The sequence below is a fragment of the Paracidovorax wautersii genome, assembly GCF_031453675.1.
Lineage (GTDB): Bacteria > Pseudomonadota > Gammaproteobacteria > Burkholderiales > Burkholderiaceae_C > Paracidovorax.
Map to the genome: position 1 here is coordinate 115637 of NZ_JAVIZX010000001.1, position 23678 is coordinate 139314.

Below are 23678 nucleotides of genomic sequence, written 5' to 3' on the forward strand. Positions count from 1 at the left end.
CCGCAGGCAAGGAGATGCGCCATGGATGACCTCGACAGCCGCGTGCTGCGCATCGCCACCGGCTGGGTCGCCGCTGGTGAACCCGCGCTGCTGCTCACCGTGGTCCGCACCTGGGGTTCGGCGCCCCGGCCACCGGGCTCGCTGATGGCCATCAACATCCGGGGGGAAACGGTGGGGTCGGTCTCGGGCGGCTGCATCGAGGACGAGCTGATCGCGCAGATCCGTTCGGGCGGCCTCGTTGCCGTGTGTGCCGACGGACTGCCCACGGTGCTGCGCTACGGCATCTCGGCCGATCGGGCCCACCGACTGGGCCTGCCCTGCGGCGGCACCATGGAGCTGGCGGCGGAGCCGCTGTCGGCCCGTAGCCGGGTCGCCGAGCTGCTGTCAGCCTACCAGCGCCGCGTCCCGACCGAGCGGTCTCTGGATCTGCGCACGGGCGGCGTCACGCTCAGGCCCGCACCGTGCGAATCCGCGCCGTTGCTGGACAACCAGGTACTGCGCACCTGCCACGGGCCACATGCCCGCATCATCGTGATCGGCGCGGGCGACCTGTCGGCCTTCCTGTGCCAGATCGCGCTGGGCCTGGGATTCGAGGTCATCGTGTGCGACCCGCGCGCCGAGCACCGCGCGACCTGGAGCGTCCCCGGGGTCGCCTTGAGCCACGAGATGCCCGACGACCTGATCCTGCGCCTGCAGCCCGATGCGCGCACCGCCGTGGTCGCCCTCACACACGACCCTAAGCTCGATGACCTGGCCCTCATCGACGCCCTGCAATCCCAGGCCTTCTACGTCGGGGCCATCGGATCCCGCCGCAACGCGGCATTGCGCGCCGAGCGGCTGCAGGCGCACTTCGGCCTGACAGCCTCTGATCTGCATGCGCTGCATTGCCCTGCCGGCCTGTACATCGGCAGCAAGGCACCCGCCGAGATCGCGCTGTCCATCATGGCCGAGGTCGTGGCGGCGAAGAACGGCGTGCCGTTGTCTTCGGACGCTCAGGTGGGCCCCGCCAAGCAGCGGCGAGATCGCGGAGATGTGCCGGCGGGGGAAAAAGCACCCGACGACGCTGCGTCAGCGCCCGTGGGCACCACACCGCGGTTGGAACCACGGCCCATCGCGCACTGAAGCCCCCGCCACTCCACCCATACGGCGGCCCGCCACCGCCCCTGCGTAGCCATCCTGGCCACTGGTTTCGGGCGCCGCTTCGGCGGGCTCGCCAAACCTGCAGACTCCCCTTCTGCACGTTCCGGTGCGGGCTGTCGCGGAGCAGGCGCCTGCCGACGGTACCGGGCCTGCCCTTGCTGCGCACCGCGCACATTCCAACCTCTACAGCCCAGAACATCTGGCGGACTTGGGGGGATCTAGATGCTGTGAAACGGCGTACCCAAACAGGCCGCCAATGGCTTGCCCCGCTGGAGACGCGAGAGCCTCCCGCATCAGTTCGGAAAAACCGAACAGTGGCTCCGGCCCCGGTTGATTTTTCCTTCAGCGGGCCTCCACCACACTGGGCGCATTCTTATGGAATGGGCCTTTTTATGCTGTACGTCCTCACCTGGAGTTTCACCTTCATCCTGCTGGCTCTCTGGTCCCTGATCTGCTGGGGCACTTACGGGGTGGCTGCATGGCTCATCGCCAACGCCGGGAATTGGGCTGGCGGGTCGGCCGTGAGAGAGGCCGTGCTGCTGCCCGCATGGCTGGAGCCCTGGGTACCCGTGGAACTGCAAGGGCTGATCCAGGCCATCCTCACATCCGCCGTTCCAATGGTTCAAGCCATGCTGGAAACCGTGCCCGCCCTGGCGGGAGCCGCCGCAGTGCTGGCTTGGGGCGTCTGGGGCCTCGGTGCGGTGACCCTGGTGGGCCTGGCCATCGGCGTCCACGTACTCATCGCCGTATTCAAGCGCAAGCGCGCCCACCCAGCAGTGTCTCGTGGCTGACTTCAGCGCCTCCGGCCCCGCACGCAGAGGATGCCGTGCGGTGCTTCGGGACCCGGACCGACCGCAGGTGCTGCGTCAGTACCATGGGACCTCCCGTGGATGCCGCAGCAGGGGCGCGGCGCGTTGACCGCCCCCCGGTCGACCCCTGCTTGCCAGCAGGTGCCTTTCACAGCGTGCCGGCCATGGGACACTGCCCGGATCAGCGCACGCCCGTGGCCGGCGTGACCTTCCAAAGTTCGCCCCGTTCCTCGTCCGTCACGATGTAGAGCGCACCGTCCGGCCCTTGGCGCACGTCGCGGATACGCTTGCCGCGGTCGGCCAGAAGCCACTCTTCGCCTACTACGCGCTGGTTCTCGATCACCAGGCGGACCAGAGCGGTCTTCCTCATCCCGCCCACGAAGAGATTGCCCTTCCATGCCGGAAAGGCACTGCCCGTGTACCACTGGGCGCCGGAAGGAGCGATCACGGGGTCCCAGTAGTAGACGGGCTGAGTGAGCCCCTCGCGCGCCGTGGCGCCCTCGCCGATGGGCTGGCCGGAGTACTCCTCTCCATAGGCAACGAGAGGCCAGCCGTAGTTCTTGCCCTTCTCGATGAAGTTCAGTTCATCGCCACCCTGGGTGCCCATCTCGACGACCCAGAGTCCGCCCTTCGGGTCGAAGGCGGCGGCCTGGATGTTGCGTTGGCCGATGGACCAGATCTCGGGAAGCGCACCCGCGCGGCCCACAAAGGGGTTGTCGTCCGGGGCCTTGCCATCCGGGCGGATGCGCAGCACCTTGCCAAGATGGCTGTCGAGTTGCTGCGCCTGGGGCCGGGTGGCCCGGTCCGAGCGCTCCCCGGTGGTCACATACAGCATGCCGTCGGGACCAAAGGCCAGGCGAGAGCCATAGTGCTTGTCGCCATCGTAGGTGGGCATGGTGCGCAGGATCACCTGGACCTGCTCCACGCGGCTGCGGTCCTGCGATAGCACACCCTTGGCCACGCTGGTTCCATTGCCGCCCTGGCGCGGCTCGGAAAAGCTCCAGTAGATCGTGCGGTCGGAAGCGAAGCCGGGGCTCAGCTCCACATCCAGCAAGCCGCCCTGCCCGCGCGCATCGACCGGCGGCAGGCCGGCAATGGGCGCGCTCAGCTTTCCGTCGCTGGATACCAGGCGCAGACGCCCTGGCTTTTCGGTGACCAGAAGCGCCCCATCGGGCAAGGGTTCCACGGACCAGGGTTTGACCAGCCCGGTCGCCAGCACCGCCACGTTGACTGCCGCACTCTTGGGTGCGGCGCAGGCACGCGTCTGCCCCGCGAACGCGGGCTTCTGCGATGAGGCGTTGGCAGGCTGAGTCTCCAGCGGAGCGCAGTGGGAAGACGCCGCTGTCTGTGCGCTGGCAGAGGCACAGGCCAAGGCGAACACGGAGGCGACGAGAGAGGCAACGGGGCGAAGTGTCATGGCGGTGCTTTCAGCCGGGGTTGAGCAGCGGGCATCGTAGATAGGCAGCGTGCTGCCTGTCTGTAATCCAATGGCGGTTTCGTCGCCGTGGGGCCTGGGCTGGTCCGGCGCTCCGCCAGGCCTTGCCATCTGCGAGCACGGCCCCTACGATGAACCCATGCCGCTATCACCCGGCCTCGACCACTTCGTTCAAGCCCAGGCACCTGTGTGGGGTCGCGTGTGTTCGGAACTGGAAGCAGGCCGCAAGCAATCGCACTGGATGTGGTTTGTCTTTCCGCAGATCCAGGGCCTGGGGCACAGCGCGATGGCGCAGCGCTACGCCCTGCCCCACCTCGCCGGGGCGCAGTCGTATCTCCGCCACCCGGTGCTGGGCCGCCGTATCCACACGGCGTGCGAACTGCTTCTGGCTTTGCAAGGCGTCTCTGCGCACGACATCCTGGGCTCGCCGGATGATCTCAAGCTCCGCTCCAGCATGACCCTGTTTGCCGCAGCCTCGGAGCCGCCCAGCATTTTCGATGCGGTGCTTGAGAAGTACTTTGACGGCGACAGGGACCCTCTCACGCTGGAGCGGGTGAGCTGATCCGCGGTCCGCTCCTTGGCAGCGCCCGAGCGACGGCCCACGGCGGGAACCACCCTGTTAGCCGCCGAGGCATTTGTCATCCAAGGCGAAGCCGGTGCCCAGCAGAGCCCTCCGGCCACCGACATGCTGCGCCCCATCGCTCCTACAGGCCACTGCACGCGCTGCAGCGATGCTAGGCATCCCAAACCTTGGAGAAGTGAACCATGCGCAAGATGATTCTGATGGCCATTGCCGGCTACCTGTGGAAGAAATACCAAGCCCAAAAGACCTCGGGCGCACGTGCCGCGGCAGTGCCATCGACACCGCCCGCCCAGCCCTGAAGATCCCCACAAAGGGCCGCCTTGATGGGGCCCATTTGCGTCCGAGCCATGCATGCGGAAGGCCTGTTCCATCGCAGCGGGTGGGCACGGTCACCGTGTGCTCCCTGTGACCTCGCCAAAAGGACACCTTCCCATGAAACTCCTGCACCGCGTTCCCGCCTTGGGTCGGGCTATGGCAGCGGCACTCGCTGTGGCATTACCCGCTGCAGGCGCCCACGGTGCCGACAACCCGCTGGACGCCGAACGGTGGAAAACACGGCCCGTCGTTGTCGTTGTGCCCCAGGAAGCGGATCCCCTGTTGGAGAACGTCCGATCGACCCTGCGCCAAACGGCGGCCCGCGAGGCCTTCCGCGAGCGGGAAATGGTGCTCTACACCGTGGTGCGAGGTCGGGGCGAGCGCAATGACAAGCCCCTGGACACCGCCGAGACAGCCGCCTTGCTGGGAGCGCTGAAGCTCGACCCCCAAGGACCCGCCGCATTCGTGCTGGTCGGCAAGGACGGCGGGGTCAAGATGCGGCAGGATGCTTCCGTCGACCTGCAGGCGGTCTTCGACGAAATCGACCGCATGCCCATGCGGCAGACCCGCTGACGCCGCCTGCCCTTCTCCCCCATTGACGGCTCCCAATTGCCAGGGCGTCGTGGCGGCGGGACCAGCTAGTTCGCCGCCAATGCGGCGGGTACCTTGCGGGCGGCACGTACGAAGTCCGGCAGAAACGTCCGCCGGGTTCCGTCCGCAAATTCCACCGTGACCGAGTTGGCGCACGCCTCCACCACCCGTCCAGCACCATAGCGGCGCGCCCGCACCGCATCTCCGCCCGCAAATTGCGGCGGAGCCTTGGACGGTGCAGCCGCCGATAACACCTCGATCGGCTGACTCGAGGAGGATGGTTGGGGCAAGGGCGACATCAGCGAAGCGATGCGCCGGCAGTTGTCGCAGCTGCCGCAGGCATCGAAGGCGGGCGTCTCCCCCAGCCCACCCAGCACCGCCTGCCAGCGGCAACCGCCGCCCTGTGCATAGGCGACCATGGCTTCCAGCGTGTCGCCGTCCTGCTCCCTTCGGGCCCGGTAGGCCGCCAGCATGGCCAGGACGGATGCGTCTTCCGGCACGGCCAGCAGCTTGCAACGGCCCGCACGGTCGCGCCGCACCTGCCGATGGCTTCGCAGCACGCTCAGAGCCACCAGCACCTTGGCCCGGGGCCGCTCCACCACCTCGGCAACGGCGTCGGCCGTCCATCCGCCTTCCGGTGCCGGCCGCTGCAGCACGCCCACCACGGCACCCACATCCTCCGGCGATGGGTAGCGGCCGGAGAGGAAGAATTTTTGCAGGGCCCGGTCCTGCCGCACATACAGCAGCAGGCACTGCGACGCCTGACCATCGCGCCCCGCCCGGCCGGCCTCCTGGTAGTACGCATCCACGCTGGCCGGCATCTGGTAGTGCAGCACGAAGCGGATGTCCGCTTTGTCGATGCCGAGTCCGAAGGCGTTGGTGGCCACCATCACGCGCACGCGGCCGTCCATGAAGTCATCCTGGGCCTGCGCACGCTGGGCAGCGGGCAGGCGGCCGTGGTACAGGCCCACGCGCTCGCCGTCCGCGGCCAGCTTGGCGTACACCTCTTCCGCGGACTTCACCGTGGAGGTATAGACGATGCCCGCACCCTCGCGCCCGGCAACCCACGCCAGAGCGCGCGGCAGGCGGTCGGCAGCACGGCCCAGTACTTCGACATTCAACTCCAGATTGGGACGGTACGCACCGGATTGCACCACCCCATCCCGCCGAATGCCCAGTAACGACGTGATCTCCTGCATCACCGATGGCTTGGCGGTCGCCGTCAGCGCCAGCACCACCGGTTGTCCCAGCGCCTTTACGGCCGGCGGAATCTCCAGGAACGCCGGACGGAAGTCGTGCCCCCACTCCGAGATGCAATGCGCCTCGTCCACCACCAGCAGGCTGACCGAGTGGCGCGACAGCGCAGCCACCAGCTGCGGGTCTGCGATCTGCTCGGGGGTGGTGAGCACGATGCGCGCGGTGCCCTCCTCGATGGCCTCCCGCGCCGCAGCGAGCTCTTCGCTCCCGATGGCGCTGTTGACCTGCACGGCTGCGATGCCCAGTTCACGCAAGGCGTCGCACTGGTCCTTCATCAGGGCGACCAAGGGAGAGACCACCACCGTCGTGCCCGGCAGCAACAGGGCCGGCAACTGGTAGCACAGCGACTTGCCCGCCCCCGTGGGCATGACGGCCAGGGTGCTGCTGCCCAGCAGCACGCGCTGGATCACGTCCAGCTGACCCGGACGCAGCTGCTTGAGGCGGAACACCTTGCGCAGGGTTTTCCGAATGGTGTCGATGTCGGCCACCACAGGGGGGGGCGTGTCCTGGCTGCGGGAAGGGGAGCGAGAAGTCGAAGGCATGGGATGGCATATCCGCTCCGCACACGGGCAGAGCCTGGCTGCATGATCCCTGCCACCAACCCAGGTGCCGCGCCGGACAGGCCTGACAGGCTCTGTCAGACACGGCATGTCGGAGCGGGACCGACCGGGGGCGTCATCCCGACTGGGATCAGGCCACCGTGGCGCCTGCCCGCTTGCGCTCGACAGTGGCCGCGGTACGCCGCGCCGGCAGCTGCTCCGCCCAGCGGACGATTTCCAGCGTGCCGTCCGCGCGTTCGGCCAGAGCGGTGAGGCTCTCCACCCAATCGCCATCGTTGGCGTACAGCACGCCGTCGATCTGGCGCAGCTCCGCATGGTGGATATGGCCGCAGACAACGCCCTGCGCGCCCCGCCGCTGGGCCTCGCGTGCCACGGCACGCTCGAAGTCGCCCACATAGTTGACCGCACGCTTCACCTTGAGCTTGAGGTACTGCGAGAGCGACCAGTACGGCAGACCCAGCCGCGCGCGCAAACGGTTGAGGTACCGGTTGAGCTTCAGCGTGAACTCGTACAGAGAGTCCCCCACATACGCCAGCCACTTGGCGCACTGGATCACGCCGTCGAACAGGTCGCCATGGGTGATCCAGAGCTTGCGGCCATCCGCCGTGGCATGCATCCAGTCCTCTGCCACCGTGATGCCGCCGAAGTTGAGCGAGAGGTATTTGCGCGCGAACTCGTCATGGTTGCCCGGGATGAAGATCACGCGCGTGCCCTTGCGGGCCTTGCGCAGCAGCTTCTGCACCACGTCGTTGTGCGCCTGGGGCCAGTACCACCGGCGGCGCAGCTGCCAGCCATCGATGATGTCGCCCACCAAGAAGAGCGTGTCGCATTCGGTGTGCTTGAGGAAGTCGAGCAGTGCCTCGGCCTGGCAGCCGGGCGTGCCCAGGTGCAGGTCCGAGATCCACAGCGTTCGCCAGCGCTGCGTGCCCCGAGCGGGCGGATCGTCCGCGAGCAGGGATTCCGGCCCCCCGGCGTCACGCCAGGCACGAAGTAGAGCGTCGTCTCTTTGCATGGTTGTCCATGCTGCAGTGCGCACATCTCCGATCCGTGACGGTTCTGCGGCAGTCCGGTGACAACGTCGGCAGGGCGTGGCTCACGAGCCGCCGATGTGGCGCCTACACCACTGCGCCGCCTGGTCGGCGACCCACTGCGGCGCGTCCAACGGCAGGTCATGCCCCGCAGAGGGATGTTGTTCATGGGCGCAATCCCATGCGCGGGCGATCGCCTGTGAACAGCGTGCGTCCACCAGCCGGTCCTGCACGCTGCTGAGCAAGAGCACGGGAACCTCGGGCGCAGCCCATGCGGCGCGGAAGCGGGCGGCGGCCCACAGCTGCCGCACCGCATTGGCCGCGGACACCGTGCATTCGTGTCGCAGCGCCGCCCACGCAGGCACCACGCCATGCGTCAGCGTCCTGTGGTTGCTGGTCATCGCCCAGATGCGCTGCTCGATGTCCGCATCCGTCTGCCCCGGCAGCAGGCTGCGCAGCAGGGCTGGATAGTTGCGGGGCCGCAGGCGCTGCCAGAACGGGCTGAAGGGCCGCAGGCTGGTATTGATCAGCACGCATCCGGCCAACTCATGGGGCGCCTGCTGCGCCCAGCGCACCGCCACCATCGCGCCCAGCGACATCGCCAGCAGGTGGACGGGGCCGGACACACCCTGCCGGCGCAATTGCGCCCGGCACGCCGCCACCATGCCCGGCACCGTGGCCGGGCTTTGCAGGCCATGCAGGCGGCCGTTGCCCGGCAGATCGAGCAGGATCACGCGTTGCGCCTGCACTGCGGCCTGCAGCAAGCCGGGGAATGGCCCCCAGTGGCGGCTCTCGCGCGCCAGCCCGCGCAGCAGCACCCAGGTCGTCATGTGCAGATACCCTCGACCATACGGCGCATCAATACCAAGCCGCCACGGCCGCGTGGCGCCGCTGCTCCTGCAGGTGCGCGGGCGGTATCCAGTCGCGGTAGCTGCTGGCAGCGCGGGAGAGAAAGTCCAGCAGCGCCAGATGCTGGCGCAACACGCGCTGCTGGCGGTGGTCGATCAGCGGGTTGAAGATGCCCGAACGGGAGAACAGCTGCCGCGGGTTCTTCTTGATCCACAACCACGATCCCATCTCGAGCGTGAGCGGCAGAAAGATGCGGCCCGGCTCCTCGCAGGCGCGGATGTACAGGTGGTCCCACAGATCGCCATGGGCCAGGTAGTGCAGGCTCTGCGGCTCCATCACGTAACGGTGGTTGCTGTACGCCTGCACGAAGATTTCCTGCAGCGCATGCAGTTCGCCCAGGTGCTTGATCGGCCGCCGCGTGTGGGCGAAGGGAAACCACAGCCGGTCGCTGAGCCCGAAGCCGGAATGGCAGTCCAGTGCGATGCTGAACTGCCGAGACAGCAGTTCGCTCTCGACCAGCTCGCACAGCGCGGCGCTCTCCTCCTGCATGGGCGCGTGCTCCAGGCCACGGAACCACGGCAGCCGGTCGCTGTAGCGCTGGCCGCCAATCAAGAAGGGCACCTTGTCATCGGCGTCGATGGGCGCGTTGCGCATCAGGTCCACGCCTTGCGGATTGGCGCGTGTGGACAGCTGCATGCCCCCCGGATTGATGAGCGGCATGAAGACCAGCCGCACCTGCTCGAGCTGCTGGTGCAGCAGACGGTCCCAGCGCAGGCGGTTGACCACGTTCTGCAGGTAGGCGATCACCACCTGCGCGCCGATGCGCTCGAGCCCGTGGACGCCGCCAAAGAAGCCGACGGCAGGCACGTCGGGCTGCGCACTGCCCAGGCTGATCGCATACACCGGCAGATCCGGCCCCGTGGGCAGGGTGATACGCCGCAGTACACGCACCTGCAGATGCGGTGCACCCTGCTCAAGGATGCGTTCGAGCGCCAGCAGCTCGGGCAGGACGGAGGTGGTCACGACGGGTGGAAGGAAGAAGACAAAGCGACTGTGAAATCGCCGTATGCACCGGCGCAGGATAGCGGCGAGTCTGTGCGTGCGCACCTGTGCCGGCAAAGCCCCGCCCTTTCGCCGCACAAGACACACCACTGACACATGCCGCGTCTAGGCTGGCAGCCCGGCATCCCACTTCATCCCGCAGCATGTTGCACCTTCCGCTTCAACGCCGCAGATCCGGCCTGCTTCGCAAGATGTTCACCGCGACCGCCGTGCTCTGCGGCCTCGTCATCGGCTTGGTGGAACTTGCGGCCCTTCAGCGCTCGCGCCTGCAGCAACAACTGCGGCGGCTCTGACCGGCGCGTTCCGGGTCAGGCGGCGTGCCGATGGCCCGCGGCGGGCACCGTGGCGCGCACGTGGTCTGCCAGCAACGACGCCGCCATGGCCTCACCGCCGCGTTGGCGTGCGAAGCTGCGGGCCGCCTCGGGGCTGGCGAAGGAAGGATAGCTGCCATTGCGCATCGGCCCGAGCAGGGAGGAGCCTGCCACGTAGGTGGCCTGCGCCGCGGCAACCCACCCGCTTCCGCCCATGTCGCGCACATAAGCGGCACACACCCGCTGCGACCAACGCCCGTCTTGGTAGAGCGACTGGGCCGCCAGAAACTGGAACAGGCTGAGCGGAGAGTCGAAGAAGTGGGCAGCGCCATCGGCATAGATCAGCTGGGCAGCCCACTGGGGTGAGCGCGCCGGGAACATGCCGCACACGGGGCAGCGCGCATCCGCAGGCACCGCACGCGGCGCCTCCAGTGGCAACCCGGTGGCCGGTTCATACGGCGTGGGCGGCGCCACGATGCATACCTCGACCGCCGCCGCGGCCAGCGCAGCGTCGGCGTCGCGGCTGCCGCGGCCCTGGCGCCATGGCCGCTGCACGGCGGCGGCCCCGGCAGCCGCAGCCAGCGCCAGGCCAGCGGCCATGCACAGCAAGCGCCGTCGGCCCCAGCCGCCGCTGGCCGCTGGATCACATGCGCGTGTCATGCTGTGCACCGCCGCTCAGATCGGCCATGGCCGGCGTGACCTCGGCAAACCGCAGCACCTGCCCGCCGTGTGCCTGCGCAAACTGCCGCGCATCGCCTTCCTGCGCAAAGCTGGCAATCGTCGGGCCCATCGAGCCGTGCCGGCGCGAGCCCTGCACATAGAAGGCGGTCCTGGCATCGATCCAGTGGCCCCGCGGCTGCTCCCAGTCGGCCCGGCCCATGTCCTGCACGTACACCGCCTGCACGGCGCGCACCTGCTCGCCCGCCAGCAAGGTGCTGAACAGCTCCACGGTGTCGCAGAAGAAGTCCGGCGCGGCCTGGCCGGCATGGTGCACCTGGGCTTTCGGCCCGGGGTAGTCGGCCAGCAGCATGCCGTCCAGCGAGCAGCTGGTACCCGCCTCGATCTCGCGCGGCCCACTGCCGACCGCGGGCCCGGCCGCATCGGAGCAGCCGGCCAGCCAGCCAGGTCCGGCCACCGCAACGGCCAGCACCCCCGCCGCCGTCCCGAGGAAGCGGCGCCGGCCGTGGCAGGCGCAACGCAGGGAAGGTGGAGAGGACTTCGTCGATGTCATGGCTTGAACCTCCAGCCCGCCAGACCCAGCGGCACGACGATCCAGCCCCCCATCACCGCGCCCATCAGCCAGGGCTTGGCCATGGCGGGGGGAACGACGCTGGAAAGCCCGTACATCGTGCGCACGTCTTCGAGCGAAAACACGTTGAGGATGCGGAACACGTCCGCGGGATTGAGCAGCAGCAGATAGGCGACGGCATCGCCGCCGTAGCGCCCACCGGTGGACACGAGCAGGCCCAGCAGCAGCAGGTCGAACACGAGCACGAAGAAGAACCAGGTGGCGATCGCCAGGCCCGAGGCGCGCGTGCGCTCGCTGGCCAGCACGGACAGCAGCACCGCCAGGCTCAGGAAGGCCAGTCCCAGCAGCACCGAGCTCAGCATGAAACCGATGTAGTGGAAGAGCCCTGCCCCACCGGACTGCGGCCACAGCAGCAGGGCCACGACGCCGAAGCCCCCCAGCGTGGACGCCGTGAGCGCGCCCGCCAGCCCGAGGTACTTGCCCAGCAGCAGCTCCACCCGCGTGAGCGGCAGCGACAGCAGCAGGTCCAGCGACCCACGCTCCCGCTCGCCGACGATGGCGTCAAAGCCCAGCAGCAGCGCGATCAGCGGAATCAGGTAGATCACCAGGCTGACCAGGCTGGCGATGGTGAACTCGATGGACCGCACGCCCACCGCGCCCTGCTGCGCGCCGCCGAAGTAGGTGATGGCCAGCGAGAACGCCATGAACACCAGCGCCACCGCCAGCACCCAGCGGTTGCGCAGCCGGTCGCGGAATTCCTTGGCCGCGATGGCGAGGATCGGGCTCAGCTGCATGCCATGTCTCCCGTCGGTGCCGTGCGCCCTGGCAGGCCGAAGAACACGTCCTCCAGCGAGGGCTCGTGGATGTCGATGTCGGTGATCTGCGGCCCCAGGCGGGCCAGCAGGCCCAGGACTGCCATCTTGTCCTCGCGGGGACAGGTCAGGCGCAAGCCCGGCGGTTCGTGGACCACGGCGACGGAAGGCAACTGCTGCAAAGCCTGCTGGAGCGAGGCGCTGTCCTCCGCGCCACGCGCCGACAGCGCCACGGCGATGCGCAGCGGCATCTTCGCCTGCTCCCGGAGCATGGCGACGCTGCCCAGGGCCTGCAGGCGCCCCTCGGAGAGGATGGCGATGCGGTCCACGCGCTCCTGCAGCTCGGACAGGATGTGCGAGGTGATCACCACCGTGACGCCCTGGGCCTGCAGTTCGCGCAGCGTGGCATAGAAGCCGCGAATGGCCGCGGGGTCCAGGCCGTTGGTGGGCTCGTCGAGCAGCAGCACCCGGGGCATTCCGAGCAGCGCCTGGGCGAAGCCGAGGCGTTGGCGCATGCCCTTGGAGTATTCCCGCACAGCGCGCCTGCCAGCTCCGTCCAGGCCCACGCGCTCCAGCGCAGGCGCGCAATGGGACCGGTCCACGCCCTTGAGCCGGGCGAAGAATTCCAGCGTCTCCAGGCCGCTGAGGTTGTCGTACAGGACCACGTTCTCCGGCAGGTAGCCGACGTGGCGGCGCGCATCGCGAAAGCCGGGGCCCTGCACGTCGGCGCCCAGTACGTCGATGACGCCGGAGGTCGGCGCCACCAGGCCCAGCACCATCTTGAACAGCGTGCTTTTGCCCGCGCCGTTGTGGCCGATCAGGCCGAACAGCTCGCCGCTGCCGATGTCCAGGTCGATGCCGTCCACCGCGTGTACCGCGCCATAGTGCTTGTGCACGCCGCGGATGCGGACGGCACCGTCGTCACCACCGCCCGGCGGGGCGGCATCAGGGTTGCAGGGGTTTCGGCTGTCGTTCACGCCAGGCCTTCCACAAGGGGGTAAGGGGTTGCATGCCGGGACGGGGATCGACCACGGTCGGCACGCGCAGGATGGGAAATTGCTGGCCCACCAGCCGCAGCGCCTGGACGGCGGGGCTGGCCAGCAGCAGCTTGACGGCGGGATACCGCCAAGTGAGGCGGTCCACCATGTCGTTGGCCTCGTAGGGCACGTCGCCGAAACCGTCGCCATCGCGGTCCCAGCCCAGGTAATTGCTCCAGTAATTGCCCCGCGGGCCACCCCAGCGCTCGTCGCGCGCACCGACGTAGCGCACCTGCTCGCGGTTGCCGATGAAGTCGTTGCCGTCCACGGCATTGCGCGTGGAACCGGCCGAGAGGTGCACCCCGATCGCATTGCCCGTGATGAGGTTGCCGCGCAGCTGGGCGTATTCCACGTCGTAGATGAAGAACCCCCGCGCGTTGCGCGCGACGATGTTGCCCTCGACCACCGAATCCTGCAGCGTGCGCAGCATGATCCCGTGGTCGGTATTGCCCCAGGCGCGGTTGTTGCGCACCGTCTGGTCGCGCACTTCCATCAATGCCAGGCCGCCGCGGTTCAGGTACGTGTCGTTGTCCTCCCACAGGTTGTAGTAGGAGTTCATGTAGTGCGTGCCATAGCGGCTGTGGTGCAGCCGGTTGCCGCGGAAGACGGCATGGTGCGACACGTCCACATACAGCGCATCGCGCACGAAGCTGATGTGGTTGCGCTCGATGCGCGCGCCGCGGGTGTTGTACAGCTGCACGCCGTTGCCGCGCTGCGAGGAGTTGGCGTCACGCAGCCCGGTGATGGTGTTGTCCAGCACCTGCACGTCGTCGGACTTCTCGATCCACAGCCCGAACAGGTTGTAGGTGAGGTCGCAGCGGCGCACGATGGCGCGGTGCGCACCGGGCTGGATGTAGATGCCCGCGTTCTGGTCCTTGAGGCTGGTGCCCGAGTCGCGCACGATCAGCCCCTCGATCACCACATCGGGCGCGGTCACCCGAATGGTGTCGCCCGCCTGCCCCCCGCTCAGCGTGGGTCTGCCCACGCCGCGCAGCGTCAGCGGCCGGTCGATGCGCAGGTTGGCACGGTAGTGGCCGCGCTGCACTTCCAGAACGTCTCCCGCCGCAGCGGCATCCACCGCGGCCTGCAGATCCTGCCCCGGCACCACCTGCACGGTGGCGGCGTGCGCGGCAGCCACCTGCCAAGCCAGACCAAGCGCCAGGCAGGCCCGGAATACTGGCGGCAAGGCTCGGGGACGGCTCATGCGATCAGCCATCCCAGGGCCTTGAACGACAGGAACAGCGTGGCGCCGATGAGCAGGTTCTTGAAGCCCACATAGCTCAGCATGTCCATCCATCCGGCAACGCGGTACTGGTCGCGCCACCACGGGCCGTCTTTCACGTAGCGCTTGCCCGACATGCGGATGAGCACCTCGTACACGCTCCAGCCGAACCACCAGCCGATGAGCAGCCCGCTGGACAGGTGCCCCAGCGCCGCCATCACCCACACGGCGCTCACGGCCAGCGCCAGGGAGAGGCCGGCCCCCTGCAGCGCGCGCTGCGACGCCCAGCCCTCGCGGCTCCAGGGCCACAGGTGGTCCACCACCTCCAGCCACAGCCAGCGCAGCCCGCGGGCGCCCGCCTTGTGCTCCGGCGCGACCGGCGGCGTGGGCATGCGCGGGTCCGGCCCCTGCGCCGCCTTCGGGGCGATCTGGTCGGCCACGGTTGCCGGGTGGATGGGGATGAAATAGCCGTTGCGGCCGATGGGCGTGATCTCCAGCCCGTCGCGCTCGCGGCGCTTGCGTTCGCGGGCCAGCGGCGGGCAGCCCTTCACATCGGTGTAGAGCACCATGCAGTCCAGGCAGTGCAGGCACTCGCGGTGGTCGATGCGCCCGTCGGCGTCGATGGCCTGGGCGCCGCAGCCGGTGGCGCACGCCTTGCAGCTGTTGCAGTCCTGCTTGCGGCGCAGGCCGGACCAGCGGAAGGTGCTGGGCATGGCGAGCGAGGCGCCCAGCGGGCACAGGTACTTGCAGAACGGCCGCTCGATGAAGATGGACAGGCCCAGCAGCACGCACACGAAGAGCCCGTAGGGCCAGGCCCGGTTCGTGATGCCCACGAGGAAGGTGGTCTTGAACGGCTCCACCTCGGCCAGCTTCTCGGCCAGGCCCATGGAGAACATCGATACCGCCAGCAGCACGAAGAACACCGCGTACTTCACCCATTTGAGGCGGTCGTGCCAGCGCTGGGGCAACTGCGTCTGGAAGCGCTTCAGTCCCACGGCGCGCGCCACCTTGTACAGCGCCTCCGACAGCGATCCGAACGGGCACATCCAGCCGCAGAACAGCCCGCGGCCGAACAGGAACACGGTGACGATGATGAAGATCCAGAACAGGAAGATGAACGGATCGGACAGGAACAGCGACCACGTCCACTGGAACAGCAGGGCATGGAACCACGTGAGCACCTGCGTGATCGACGGCTGGGCCATGGCACCGAAGCCGACGAAGCCGATGGACAGCGCCCAGGCGGTGTACTTGAAGGCGTTCACCGGCCACTTGTTCTTGTGCGTGGCACGGCGCGTCAGCCGTTCGCGCAGGGCATAGACCACTGTGACAGCCACCAGCAAGGCGGCGAACAGGGCGATCTCCACCGCCCGCGTCTTCCATACGCGCACCCAGGGCGCGTCAGCCTCCTTCACCACGGGGCGCCCGCCCTCCAGCGCGGCGGCGGGCAGCCAATAGGCGGCGTCGAAGCTGGTGAAACTGCGGGTGCCGGTGGCGCGGTCCACCCGGTTGCCCAGAAAGCTGAGCTTCCAGGGGTAGGCCGCCGAGAAGGCCTGCGAGCGGATCACGAAGATGGCGGACTCATTGAACGCCGGCGCGCCCGCCGCGCCCAGGCCGTAGAGGTTGAGGTAGTCCAGATCGCGGAAGGTGAAGGCGTCGCCCCCCTGGCGCACCTGCACCCGGTCGTACAGACCGCCGCGCACGAAGCCGGAGCCCTTGAACGACTCGGCCCCGCGGGTGCGGATGACGAAGATCGCATGCTCGTGCGGCTTCAGCTGCGACCGCAGATTGGCCCAGCCGTTGTCGCCCAGCAGGCTGCGGCCCACGTCGGGGTGGTTGAGGTCGCCGAACCACAGCTCGATGAACGGCTCGGCCGCCTTGTCCAGGCCCACCTGTTCCGTGCGCACGGCCAGCCGCTGCACATAGCCTTGCTGCACGAGCGCGTCCCAGCCCATGCGCTGCGCGAGCGGCTTGTACTGCGCAGGTTCCCGCACCGTGGGCGCCAGAATGCCCACCTGCTTGGCCACCGCCGTGGCCGACGTACCGATGACCTGGTTCTGCGCAATGACGGTCACCGTGGCGCCCGAGATGGCATCCACACCCAGCACTTCTTCCTCGGGCCGGGACTGTCCGACCTCGATCTTGTCCGCCACCGACTTGCCGATGTACTGCGCGTTGAAGTTCAGCAGCGCGGATTCGGGAATGCCCAGCAGCAGGATGGGCTCGGAATGCTTGATGACCTTGATGCCCACGTACCGGCCGCGCACGTCCATGCCGATCAACGTGACGACCGGCTTGCCCGAGTAGGCGGGCGTGTCGGTGATGTCGGTGGACAGCATGACGTAGCCCAGCAGCTTGCCCTCGGGACCGGCACGGTCGTAGGCCTCCACGTAGGGCGGCTGGCCCTTGCGCTCGGAGAAATGGCCAGCACCGGGGAAGGCGTCGCCGCAGGGCACGAGCGCGCAGAGGTCGGGCGCCGTCGCCAGGTTGGCGGGCAGCGCGGCCTCGTAGGCGCCTGCATGGGCCAGGGGCGACAGCAGCAGGGCCAGGAGGAAGGCGGCAAGCCGCAGGCCGTGGGACATCATGACGCTATTTTTTTGATAGCTGCTTGCGCTTATCCATCAAGCGCCAGCGGCATTTTTGACTCAAATCCAGGAAAGCCCCGCAGCACGACCCGTCGCGCGGCCCGCCGGGGGGCAGCCCCGCGGGGACCGCCGGGCGAGGCCGCGCCAGCAGCGGGCTCTGCGTCCCCCTGCCCGCTGTGCGCCATCACGGCGAAAGCGGGCAGGGACGCGGGCCAGCCGCCCGGGGGCGTTCGATCACCCCTCGACGATCATGCGGGAGCGCATTTCCAGGTGCAGTGCATGGCAGAAGTGCGTGCAGTAGCACCAGTACACGCCGGGCTTGTCGGCGATGAAGGTCACCGAGGCGGTCTCCAGCGGGTTCACGATGAAGTTGACGTTGTGCTTCGGGATGGCGAAGCCGTGCGTCAGGTCTTCGATCTTGTCGAGGTTGGTCAGGATGATGGTGACCTCGTCGCCCTTCTTCACGCGGAAGTCGCGCAGGCTGAAGGCCGGCGCCTGCGAGGTGATCTTCACCGTAACCTTCTTGCCGTTGCGCGTGACGCCGCTTTCCTTCGGGTCCTTGACCGCGTTGGGGAAGTCGTCCAGCGCATACACCTGCTTGGGCCGCAGCATGTCGCGCTTCATGATGATGAAGTCGTGCGGCTCGCCGCGCGCGGGGTGCTCGGACAGCAGCGCCATCTTCTCGCCCGAGATGTCGATCAGCTGTTCGTTCTCGGCGTGCAGCGGGCCCACCGGCAGGTAGCGGTCCTTGGAGAACTTGCAGCCCACCGACAGGTACTTGCCATCCGCGGCGATGGTCTCGGAGTGCGACGCGTTGACGTGGCCTGGCTGGTACTGCACGTCGATGCGGTCCACCACGTACTTGGCGCTCTTGTCGCCGGCGTGGAACTTGATGGCCGCGTCCACGTTCCACTTGACCACCTGGCTGTCGAGGAACAGCGTGGTGTAGGCGTTGCCGCGGCCGTCGAAGGCGGTGTGCAGCGGGCCCAGGCCCACTTCCACCTCGGCCACGATGGCGTCGTCGAGCTTCTCCTGCTTGCCGTCGAACCAGTCGAGCACCTTGGCCAGTTCGATCACCGTGCAGGTGGGCGAGAGCTTGCCCGCGCAGATGAAGTACTTCTGGTCGGGGCTGGCGTTCACGCCGTGCGGGTTCTTGGGCACGCTCACATAGGCGGTCAGCGCGGTCTTGGGGTCCTTGTTGGCATCTCGCGTGCCGTCCACCACCGGCACCTTGGAGCTGCCGTAGGTCTTGAACTTGCCGGCCTTCACGGCCTCTTCGATGCGCGCCACGTTGAAGAACAGGCAGGCGTCGCGCTCGGCGGACATCATGTCCTCGTACGTCACGCCGCCTTCGGTGTTGTACTGGTTGGTGGCCGCCAGCTTGCCGTCGTACGAGGTGGCCGTCAGGTCGCAGTTGCCGTCGATCAGCACCTGCCAGCGCACTTCCATGCTCTCGGCGTCCACGCAGGTGAACATGCTGCGGTAGGCCTCGGGCTTGTCGATGTCCTTGCCGTCATTGGGCAGCGGAATATGGAACTCGGCGCCGCAGAACACGCGCGTGGTGTAGTTGATGGCCGGGTCGACCGGGTCGCGCTTGTCCGGGAAGATGCCGTGGAAGCCCTGCACGTTGGGCAGCTCGGTGATCTTGTCGCAGATGAAGTAGTCCAGGCGGATGCGGGCGATGCGCGAATTGATCTTGTCGTTGATCCAGATGTAGCGGCCGTCGTAGTTGCCGTCCTTGTACGAGGCATGGGTGTGGTGCGTGTCCGCCACCGTATAGCGCAGCTGGCCGTTGGGCTGCGTGCCCATGATCTTCTTGGACTCGTTGGTGATGCCCCAGCCCACCAGCGCATCCGGCACGAAACACGGAATGCGCAGCAGCTCGCGGCCGGAAGGCAGACCCAGCACGCGCAGATCGCCGGTGTGGCCGCCGCTCCAGAAGCCGTAGTACGTGTCCAGCTCACCCGGCTTGGGGTGCACGCTGTCACCCGCATGCGCACCGCTGGCCGCAGGCGCCGGTGCGGCGGCGGGCGCCGCGCCGGGCTTTTCGGTGCATCCCATCACGCCCGCGATCCCCGCCAGGGCGGCGGTGTTGATGAACGATCGACGGCCCAGACCGGCGGTCGGTTCGGTGTTGCTTGCTTGTTTCATATGCTTTGTTGCGTAGTGAGGTTGGCGGCCTGATGGACCGGCGCACCGCGTGGAACTGCAGCCCAGACGGTGACCGAATGTTCACCGCGCAGGCCCGCGGCCACATTGATTCATATCAAATGTCTATTTAACAAAGCGGCACACACTTCGCTCCGAAGCTGCACGGTTTCCCCGCAGCCGCCGCAGCCCGCTGGCGGCCCGTCGCAGCGCAAGGAAAGACGCCCCATGATGATGAAAACCGCCCTGTCCGTGGCCCTGTGCACCACCGTCCTGCTCGCCGCCTGCGGCAAGAACGACGCCCCGTCCGCCCCCGCCCCCGCGGCCACGCCCGTCGCCGCGGCCCCGGCAGCGCCCGCAGCCCCGGAGAACACCCTGGGCAAGTCCATCTACGGCAAGACCTGCGCGATGTGCCACGCCGCCGGCGTGGCGGGCGCTCCGAAGCCGGGTGACAAGGCCGACTGGGGCCCACGCGTCGCCCAGGGCAAGGAGACGCTGTACAAGCACGCACTCGAAGGCTTCACCGGCGCCAAGGGCATGATGCCGGCCCGTGGCGGCGGCACCTCGCTGAGCGACGACGAGGTCAAGGCGGCCGTGGACTTCATGGCAGACCAGTCGGTCTGACGCTGGACGATGGCGCCCTTGCACAGCCACCCGCCCCTGCCCGCGCGCCGCCCCGTCGCGGGCGTCACGCGCCGGCGCGTTCTGATGGCCGCCCCGCTGCTGGCCGTTGCGGCGCACGGCAGGGGCGCGCAGGCCAGCCCTGCCCTGGTGCGCAACAGCCTGGCGCTGATGGGCACCCGCGTGGACATCGTGGTCGAGCCTTCCAACGGACTGAGCACGCTGCACGCACAGCAGGCCATCGACGCAGCGCAGGCCACCATGCGCGGACAGGCTGCGCTGATGAGCCGCTACGACCCGGCCAGCGCCGTCTCCCGCATCAATGCCCTGGCCGGTCGCCGCGCGGTGCCTGTGCCGCCTGCGCTCATGGACGTGCTGCGTACCGCGCAGGCGCTGGCCGTCTTCACCGACGGGGCCTTCGACATCACCGTCGGCGCACTCAGCGCCTGGCATTTCGACGGCACGGCGCAGCGCCCGCCCCGCCCCGCCGTGGTCCGCGCCCAGCGGGCCCGAGTGCGTGCCGGGGCGCTGCAGCTCGATGCGCAGGCCGGCACCGCCTTTCTGCCGGAGCCCGGCATGGCGATCGACCTGGGAGGCGTGGCCAAACTGCCCATCCTCGCCGCGGGACTGGAGACGCTGCGCCGCCACGGCGTCCAGCACGCGCTGGTCAACGGCGGCGGCGACGTGCTGGTGGTCGGCTTGTCGCAAGGGCGGCCCTGGCGCATCGGCCTGCGTGACCCCTTGCAGCCCGAGCGGCTGCTCGGCACGGTCTCCCTGGCGCAGGGCGGCGTGGTCGCCTCCTCGGGCGATTACGAGCGGTACTTCTGGTACGAAGGCCGGCGCCTGCACCACATCCTGGACCCGCACACGGGCTATCCCACCACCGGCCTGCACGGCGTGGCCCTGGTGGCCGCGGGGGTCGGCGAAGTCAACGGCCTGGGCGCTGCGGCCATGGTCAAGGGCGCGGCCGATGCACAGGCGATGCTGGCGCAGCGCCCCGGCATCCAGGCGCTCATGGTCGGTGCGGGCGGGCTCTGGTCCACACCCGGACTGCAGGACGTGCGCGGGCACGGCGCGCACTTCACGCTGCAGGACGGCAGGCTGCGGGCTGCTTGATCGGAACGCGCCATCAGGCGCACCGCTTGCGGCGGCAGCGCCGGCCCTCCCCCCCCCTTTTCCGGAGTGCCTCCCCGCTGCAGGCTCGGGCCGCTGTGCAGACCGCGCCCCCACCGCTTCGCTCAATGCCGGGGCTGGCGGTCGGGATGCAGTGGCCAGGGCATGCCCATCAACGGCGCCAGCACCGGTGCGGCAGGCTGCAGCTGGGCATGCAGCGACACCACCTCGCCCACCACGATGAGCGCCGGCGTCTGCACGCCCTGGTCGCGCGCGCACTGCGGCAGCGATTGCAGCGTGCCGACGATGCAGCGCTGCGTGGGCAGCGTGGCGCGCTCCACGATCGCCGCGGGCGTGCTGGCCGGCAGGCCGTGTGCCACCAGTTGCTCGCAGATCTGCGCCAGCGCGGCCACGCCCATGTAGATCACCACCGTCTGGCGCGGCCGGGCCAGCAGCTCCCAGTCCAGGCCCGCCTCCTGGCCGTCGCGCAGATGGCCCGTGGCAAAGACGAGCGTGGCCGCGTGGTCACGGTGCGTGAGCGGAATGCCCGCGCTGGCGGCCGCCCCCTGCGCCGCGGTGATGCCCGGGATCACCTCGAAGTCGATGCCCGACGCCGCAAGCGCCTGGGCCTCCTCGCCGCCACGGCCGAAGATGTAGCCGTCACCGCCCTTCAGGCGCACCAGGCTGCGGCCGTTGCGGGCCAGGCGCAGCATCAGGTCGATGATGGCCTCCTGCGACAGCGTGTGGCGCGCGGACTGTTTGCCCACGTAGACCAGGTCGGCGTCCTCGGCCACGTGGCGCAGCACATCCGGACTGACCAGGTGGTCGTACAGCACCAGGCGCGCGAAACGCAGCGCCTTGGCGGCCTTGAGCGTGAGCAGCTCCGGATCGCCCGGGCCGGCCCCCACGAGGGTGACGCGGCCCGGCTTGCGCGGCGCGCCCGAGGGGCCGCCCGGTCCGTGGAACCACCGCGCGTCTTCCATGAAGCTCATACCGACTCCTCTTGCTGGCTGTGTGGGGATGGTGCCTATGTTCAAACGCCGGCGGCCCACCGTCCTTGAACCAGTTCAAGGACAGCCGCGGCGCCGCGCGGGACGATGCATCCGCTCGTGCAATGGCGATGGACAGCAGCCGCCGAGCCGCCTGGGTATCTCTTCGTGCACAGGCTCACCCATGCGCTGATCCATGACGCAGAGGACCCGATGATGAAATCACACAAGATGGCCCGGCTGGTTGCACTGGCAGCCGCCACGCTGGTGGCCGCCAGCGCGATGGCACAGGACAAGAAGGACGTCACGCAGCCGGAAATCAACTACCAGGCCGCGGGCTCTCCCCTGGCCTCGGAGCCGATGTACCAGAGCACGAATCCGAAGGCGCCGGCCATGACGCAGGCCGAGTTCGACATCGGCCGCAAGATCTACTTCGAGCGCTGCGCCGGATGCCACGGGGTGCTGCGCAAGGGCGCCACCGGCAAGCCGCTCACGCCCGACGTCACGCTGCCCAAGGGCACGGACTACCTGAAGGTCTTCATCGGCTACGGCTCGCCCGCAGGCATGCCCAACTGGCTCACCTCCGGGGAGATGAACGAGAAGGAAGTGGACCTGATGGCCCGCTACATCCAGCAGGACCCGCCCCAGCCGCCCGAGTACGGCATGGCGCAGATGAAGAGCACCTGGAAGGTCGTCATCCCCTCCAAGGACCGCCCCAAGAAGAAGCTCAACAACTACAACATCGCCAACATCTTCTCCACCACCTTGCGCGATACCGGCGAGGTGGCGCTGATCGACGGCGACACCAAGCAGATCATCAACATCGTCAAGACCGGCTACGCGGTGCACATCTCGCGCCTGTCGGCCTCGGGGCGCTACCTGTTCGTGATCGGGCGCGACGCCAAGATCAACCTGATCGACCTGTGGATGGAAAAGCCCGACAACGTCGCCGAGGTGCGCGTGGGCCTGGAGGCCCGTTCGGTGGACTCTTCCAAGTTCAAGGGCTACGAAGACAAGTACGCCATCGCCGGCAGCTACTGGCCGCCCCAGTTCGTGATCATGGACGGCGACACGCTGGAGCCGCTGAAGGTCGTCGGCACGCGCGGCATGACGGTGGACACCCAGGAATACCACCCCGAGCCCCGCGTCGCCGCCATCGTGGCTTCGCACTTCAAGCCCGAGTTCCTGGTCAACGTGAAGGAGACCGGCAAGACGCTGATGGTGGACTACTCCAACCTCGATGCGCTCAAGACCACCGAGATCGGCTCGGCCCGCTTCCTGCATGACGGCGGCTGGGACGCTTCCAAGCGCTACTTCATGATCGCGGCCAACAACAGCAACAAGGTGGCAGCGATCGACGCCAAGGACGGCAAGCTGGCCGCCATCGTGGACGTGGGCAAGATCCCCCATCCCGGCCGCGGCGCCAATTTCGTGCATCCGCAGTACGGGCCGGTGTGGGCCACGGGCCACCTGGGCGACGACACCATCTCGCTCATCGGCACCGACCCCGTCAAGCACAAGCAGTACGCTTTCAAGGAAGTGGCCAAGCTCAAGGGCCAGGGCGGCGGCGCGCTCTTCATCAAGAGCCATCCCAAGTCGAACCACCTGTATTCGGACACCCCGCTGAACCCGGAAGCCAAGCTGTCCCAGTCGATCGCGGTGTACGACATCAAGAACCTCGACAAGGGCTACACCGTGCTGCCGATCGCCGAATGGGCGGGCCTGACGGACGACGGCGCCAAGCGCGTGGTGCAGCCGGAGTTCAACAAGAACGGCGACGAGGTGTGGTTCTCCGTCTGGTCCGCCAAGGACAAGCAAAGCGCCATCGTCGTCGTGGACGACAAGACGCTCAAGCTCAAGACCGTGATCAAGGACCCGCGCCTGATCACGCCCACCGGGCACTTCAACGTGCACAACACCCAGCACGACGTCTATTGACGCGGCCGGGCCGGGCAGCGGGCG

At 68.3% G+C, this 23678-nt stretch carries 20 protein-coding genes; 7 read left to right on the forward strand and 13 right to left on the reverse strand.

From position 1 onward, the window contains the following. Window positions 1–21 precede the first annotated feature (21 nt). Window positions 22–1122 carry an XdhC family protein gene (locus tag QE399_RS00520; RefSeq protein ID WP_309825340.1) on the forward strand — a complete coding sequence of 367 codons (1101 nt, stop codon included), beginning with the start codon at window positions 22–24 and terminating at the stop codon, window positions 1120–1122. Window positions 1123–1532: 410 nt separating this feature from the next. Continuing rightward, entirely contained in the window at window positions 1533–1931 is a 399-nt protein-coding gene (locus QE399_RS00525; protein WP_309825341.1) for a hypothetical protein, read from the forward strand. Between the two features lie 199 nt (window positions 1932–2130). Here the strand turns inward: QE399_RS00525 and QE399_RS00530 are convergent, their stop codons facing one another. Then, complete coding sequence (locus tag QE399_RS00530; protein WP_309825342.1) at window positions 2131–3366, reverse strand: PQQ-dependent sugar dehydrogenase; 1236 nt, start codon at window positions 3364–3366, stop codon at window positions 2131–2133. Between the two features lie 157 nt (window positions 3367–3523). On the opposite strand from QE399_RS00530, the gene QE399_RS00535 reads away from it, so the two are divergent. Together QE399_RS00535 and QE399_RS00540 are read left to right on the forward strand one after the other, a co-directional pair. Beyond that, window positions 3524–3946: a DUF1810 domain-containing protein gene (locus QE399_RS00535; protein WP_309825343.1), complete on the forward strand. Its 423-nt coding sequence runs from the start codon at window positions 3524–3526 to the stop codon at window positions 3944–3946. 453 nt (window positions 3947–4399) lie between these two features. After that, the gene (locus tag QE399_RS00540) at window positions 4400–4855 is read left to right on the forward strand and encodes a DUF4174 domain-containing protein (RefSeq protein WP_309825344.1); all 456 of its coding nucleotides are present in this window, start codon (window positions 4400–4402) and stop codon (window positions 4853–4855) included. Between the two features lie 65 nt (window positions 4856–4920). On the opposite strand, the gene QE399_RS00545 is transcribed toward QE399_RS00540, so the two are convergent. The 11 genes from QE399_RS00545 to nosZ form a co-directional block, all read right to left on the reverse strand. Continuing rightward, window positions 4921–6672 (reverse strand): RecQ family ATP-dependent DNA helicase, encoded by a 1752-nt coding sequence (locus QE399_RS00545; protein ID WP_309825345.1) that lies wholly within the window; start codon window positions 6670–6672, stop codon window positions 4921–4923. 148 nt (window positions 6673–6820) lie between these two features. Beyond that, window positions 6821–7702, reverse strand: a complete 882-nt coding sequence (locus QE399_RS00550; protein WP_309825347.1) for a UDP-2,3-diacylglucosamine diphosphatase — start codon at window positions 7700–7702, stop codon at window positions 6821–6823. A gap of 81 nt (window positions 7703–7783) precedes the next feature. Then, on the reverse strand, window positions 7784–8548 hold the full coding sequence (locus QE399_RS00555) for an alpha/beta fold hydrolase (RefSeq protein WP_309825349.1): 765 nt from the start codon (window positions 8546–8548) through the stop codon (window positions 7784–7786). A 28-nt stretch (window positions 8549–8576) separates the two neighbouring features. Beyond that, on the reverse strand, window positions 8577–9590 hold the full coding sequence (locus QE399_RS00560) for a M14 family zinc carboxypeptidase (RefSeq protein ID WP_309825351.1): 1014 nt from the start codon (window positions 9588–9590) through the stop codon (window positions 8577–8579). Window positions 9591–9937: 347 nt separating this feature from the next. Then, window positions 9938–10600 (reverse strand): nitrous oxide reductase accessory protein NosL, encoded by a 663-nt coding sequence (locus QE399_RS00565; RefSeq protein ID WP_309825353.1) that lies wholly within the window; start codon window positions 10598–10600, stop codon window positions 9938–9940. Beyond that, on the reverse strand, window positions 10584–11171 hold the full coding sequence (locus QE399_RS00570) for a nitrous oxide reductase accessory protein NosL (RefSeq protein WP_309825355.1): 588 nt from the start codon (window positions 11169–11171) through the stop codon (window positions 10584–10586). Before QE399_RS00570 ends, QE399_RS00565 begins: the two co-directional genes overlap by 17 nt. Further along, window positions 11168–11983 carry an ABC transporter permease gene (locus QE399_RS00575; RefSeq protein ID WP_309825357.1) on the reverse strand — a complete coding sequence of 272 codons (816 nt, stop codon included), beginning with the start codon at window positions 11981–11983 and terminating at the stop codon, window positions 11168–11170. The genes QE399_RS00570 and QE399_RS00575 overlap by 4 nt, the downstream gene beginning before the upstream one ends. After that, window positions 11974–12906 (reverse strand): ABC transporter ATP-binding protein, encoded by a 933-nt coding sequence (locus QE399_RS00580; protein ID WP_309831871.1) that lies wholly within the window; start codon window positions 12904–12906, stop codon window positions 11974–11976. The genes QE399_RS00575 and QE399_RS00580 overlap by 10 nt, the downstream gene beginning before the upstream one ends. A 40-nt stretch (window positions 12907–12946) precedes the next feature. Beyond that, complete coding sequence (locus QE399_RS00585; protein ID WP_309825360.1) at window positions 12947–14242, reverse strand: nitrous oxide reductase family maturation protein NosD; 1296 nt, start codon at window positions 14240–14242, stop codon at window positions 12947–12949. Next, on the reverse strand, window positions 14239–16845 hold the full coding sequence (locus tag QE399_RS00590) for a 4Fe-4S binding protein (RefSeq protein ID WP_309825362.1): 2607 nt from the start codon (window positions 16843–16845) through the stop codon (window positions 14239–14241). The genes QE399_RS00585 and QE399_RS00590 overlap by 4 nt, the downstream gene beginning before the upstream one ends. Before the next feature lie 234 nt (window positions 16846–17079). Then, window positions 17080–18996: a TAT-dependent nitrous-oxide reductase gene (nosZ, locus tag QE399_RS00595; protein ID WP_309825364.1), complete on the reverse strand. Its 1917-nt coding sequence runs from the start codon at window positions 18994–18996 to the stop codon at window positions 17080–17082. Between the two features lie 225 nt (window positions 18997–19221). On the opposite strand from nosZ, the gene QE399_RS00600 reads away from it, so the two are divergent. Both QE399_RS00600 and QE399_RS00605 read left to right on the forward strand, forming a co-directional pair. Continuing rightward, on the forward strand, window positions 19222–19617 hold the full coding sequence (locus tag QE399_RS00600; protein ID WP_309825366.1) for a c-type cytochrome: 396 nt from the start codon (window positions 19222–19224) through the stop codon (window positions 19615–19617). 9 nt (window positions 19618–19626) lie between these two features. Beyond that, a complete protein-coding gene (locus QE399_RS00605) occupies window positions 19627–20730 on the forward strand; it encodes an FAD:protein FMN transferase (protein WP_309825368.1) in 1104 nt (367 codons plus the stop codon). 122 nt (window positions 20731–20852) lie between these two features. Here the strand turns inward: QE399_RS00605 and cobA are convergent, their stop codons facing one another. Then, window positions 20853–21719 (reverse strand): uroporphyrinogen-III C-methyltransferase, encoded by an 867-nt coding sequence (gene cobA / locus QE399_RS00610; protein WP_309825369.1) that lies wholly within the window; start codon window positions 21717–21719, stop codon window positions 20853–20855. Window positions 21720–21932: 213 nt separating this feature from the next. On the opposite strand from cobA, the gene QE399_RS00615 reads away from it, so the two are divergent. Continuing rightward, entirely contained in the window at window positions 21933–23654 is a 1722-nt protein-coding gene (locus tag QE399_RS00615) for a cytochrome D1 domain-containing protein (protein ID WP_309831872.1), read from the forward strand. Window positions 23655–23678 lie beyond the last annotated feature (24 nt).

What these genes read in the sequence shown, in the direction of transcription:
- QE399_RS00550 (WP_309825347.1), bottom strand. Translation starts at nt 7,702, where the DNA reads ATGCAAAGAGACGACGCTCTACTTCGTGCCTGGCGTGACGCCGGGGGG.
- QE399_RS00540 (WP_309825344.1), top strand. Translation starts at nt 4,400, where the DNA reads ATGAAACTCCTGCACCGCGTTCCCGCCTTGGGTCGGGCTATGGCAGCG.
- cobA (WP_309825369.1), bottom strand. Translation starts at nt 21,719, where the DNA reads ATGAGCTTCATGGAAGACGCGCGGTGGTTCCACGGACCGGGCGGCCCC.
- QE399_RS00565 (WP_309825353.1), bottom strand. Translation starts at nt 10,600, where the DNA reads ATGACACGCGCATGTGATCCAGCGGCCAGCGGCGGCTGGGGCCGACGG.
- QE399_RS00600 (WP_309825366.1), top strand. Translation starts at nt 19,222, where the DNA reads ATGATGATGAAAACCGCCCTGTCCGTGGCCCTGTGCACCACCGTCCTG.
- QE399_RS00575 (WP_309825357.1), bottom strand. Translation starts at nt 11,983, where the DNA reads ATGCAGCTGAGCCCGATCCTCGCCATCGCGGCCAAGGAATTCCGCGAC.
- QE399_RS00585 (WP_309825360.1), bottom strand. Translation starts at nt 14,242, where the DNA reads ATGAGCCGTCCCCGAGCCTTGCCGCCAGTATTCCGGGCCTGCCTGGCG.
- nosZ (WP_309825364.1), bottom strand. Translation starts at nt 18,996, where the DNA reads ATGAAACAAGCAAGCAACACCGAACCGACCGCCGGTCTGGGCCGTCGA.
- QE399_RS00590 (WP_309825362.1), bottom strand. Translation starts at nt 16,845, where the DNA reads ATGATGTCCCACGGCCTGCGGCTTGCCGCCTTCCTCCTGGCCCTGCTG.
- QE399_RS00615 (WP_309831872.1), top strand. Translation starts at nt 21,933, where the DNA reads ATGAAATCACACAAGATGGCCCGGCTGGTTGCACTGGCAGCCGCCACG.
- QE399_RS00570 (WP_309825355.1), bottom strand. Translation starts at nt 11,171, where the DNA reads ATGACATCGACGAAGTCCTCTCCACCTTCCCTGCGTTGCGCCTGCCAC.
- QE399_RS00605 (WP_309825368.1), top strand. Translation starts at nt 19,627, where the DNA reads ATGGCGCCCTTGCACAGCCACCCGCCCCTGCCCGCGCGCCGCCCCGTC.
- QE399_RS00520 (WP_309825340.1), top strand. Translation starts at nt 22, where the DNA reads ATGGATGACCTCGACAGCCGCGTGCTGCGCATCGCCACCGGCTGGGTC.
- QE399_RS00555 (WP_309825349.1), bottom strand. Translation starts at nt 8,548, where the DNA reads ATGACGACCTGGGTGCTGCTGCGCGGGCTGGCGCGCGAGAGCCGCCAC.
- QE399_RS00545 (WP_309825345.1), bottom strand. Translation starts at nt 6,672, where the DNA reads ATGCCTTCGACTTCTCGCTCCCCTTCCCGCAGCCAGGACACGCCCCCC.
- QE399_RS00530 (WP_309825342.1), bottom strand. Translation starts at nt 3,366, where the DNA reads ATGACACTTCGCCCCGTTGCCTCTCTCGTCGCCTCCGTGTTCGCCTTG.
- QE399_RS00525 (WP_309825341.1), top strand. Translation starts at nt 1,533, where the DNA reads ATGCTGTACGTCCTCACCTGGAGTTTCACCTTCATCCTGCTGGCTCTC.
- QE399_RS00535 (WP_309825343.1), top strand. Translation starts at nt 3,524, where the DNA reads ATGCCGCTATCACCCGGCCTCGACCACTTCGTTCAAGCCCAGGCACCT.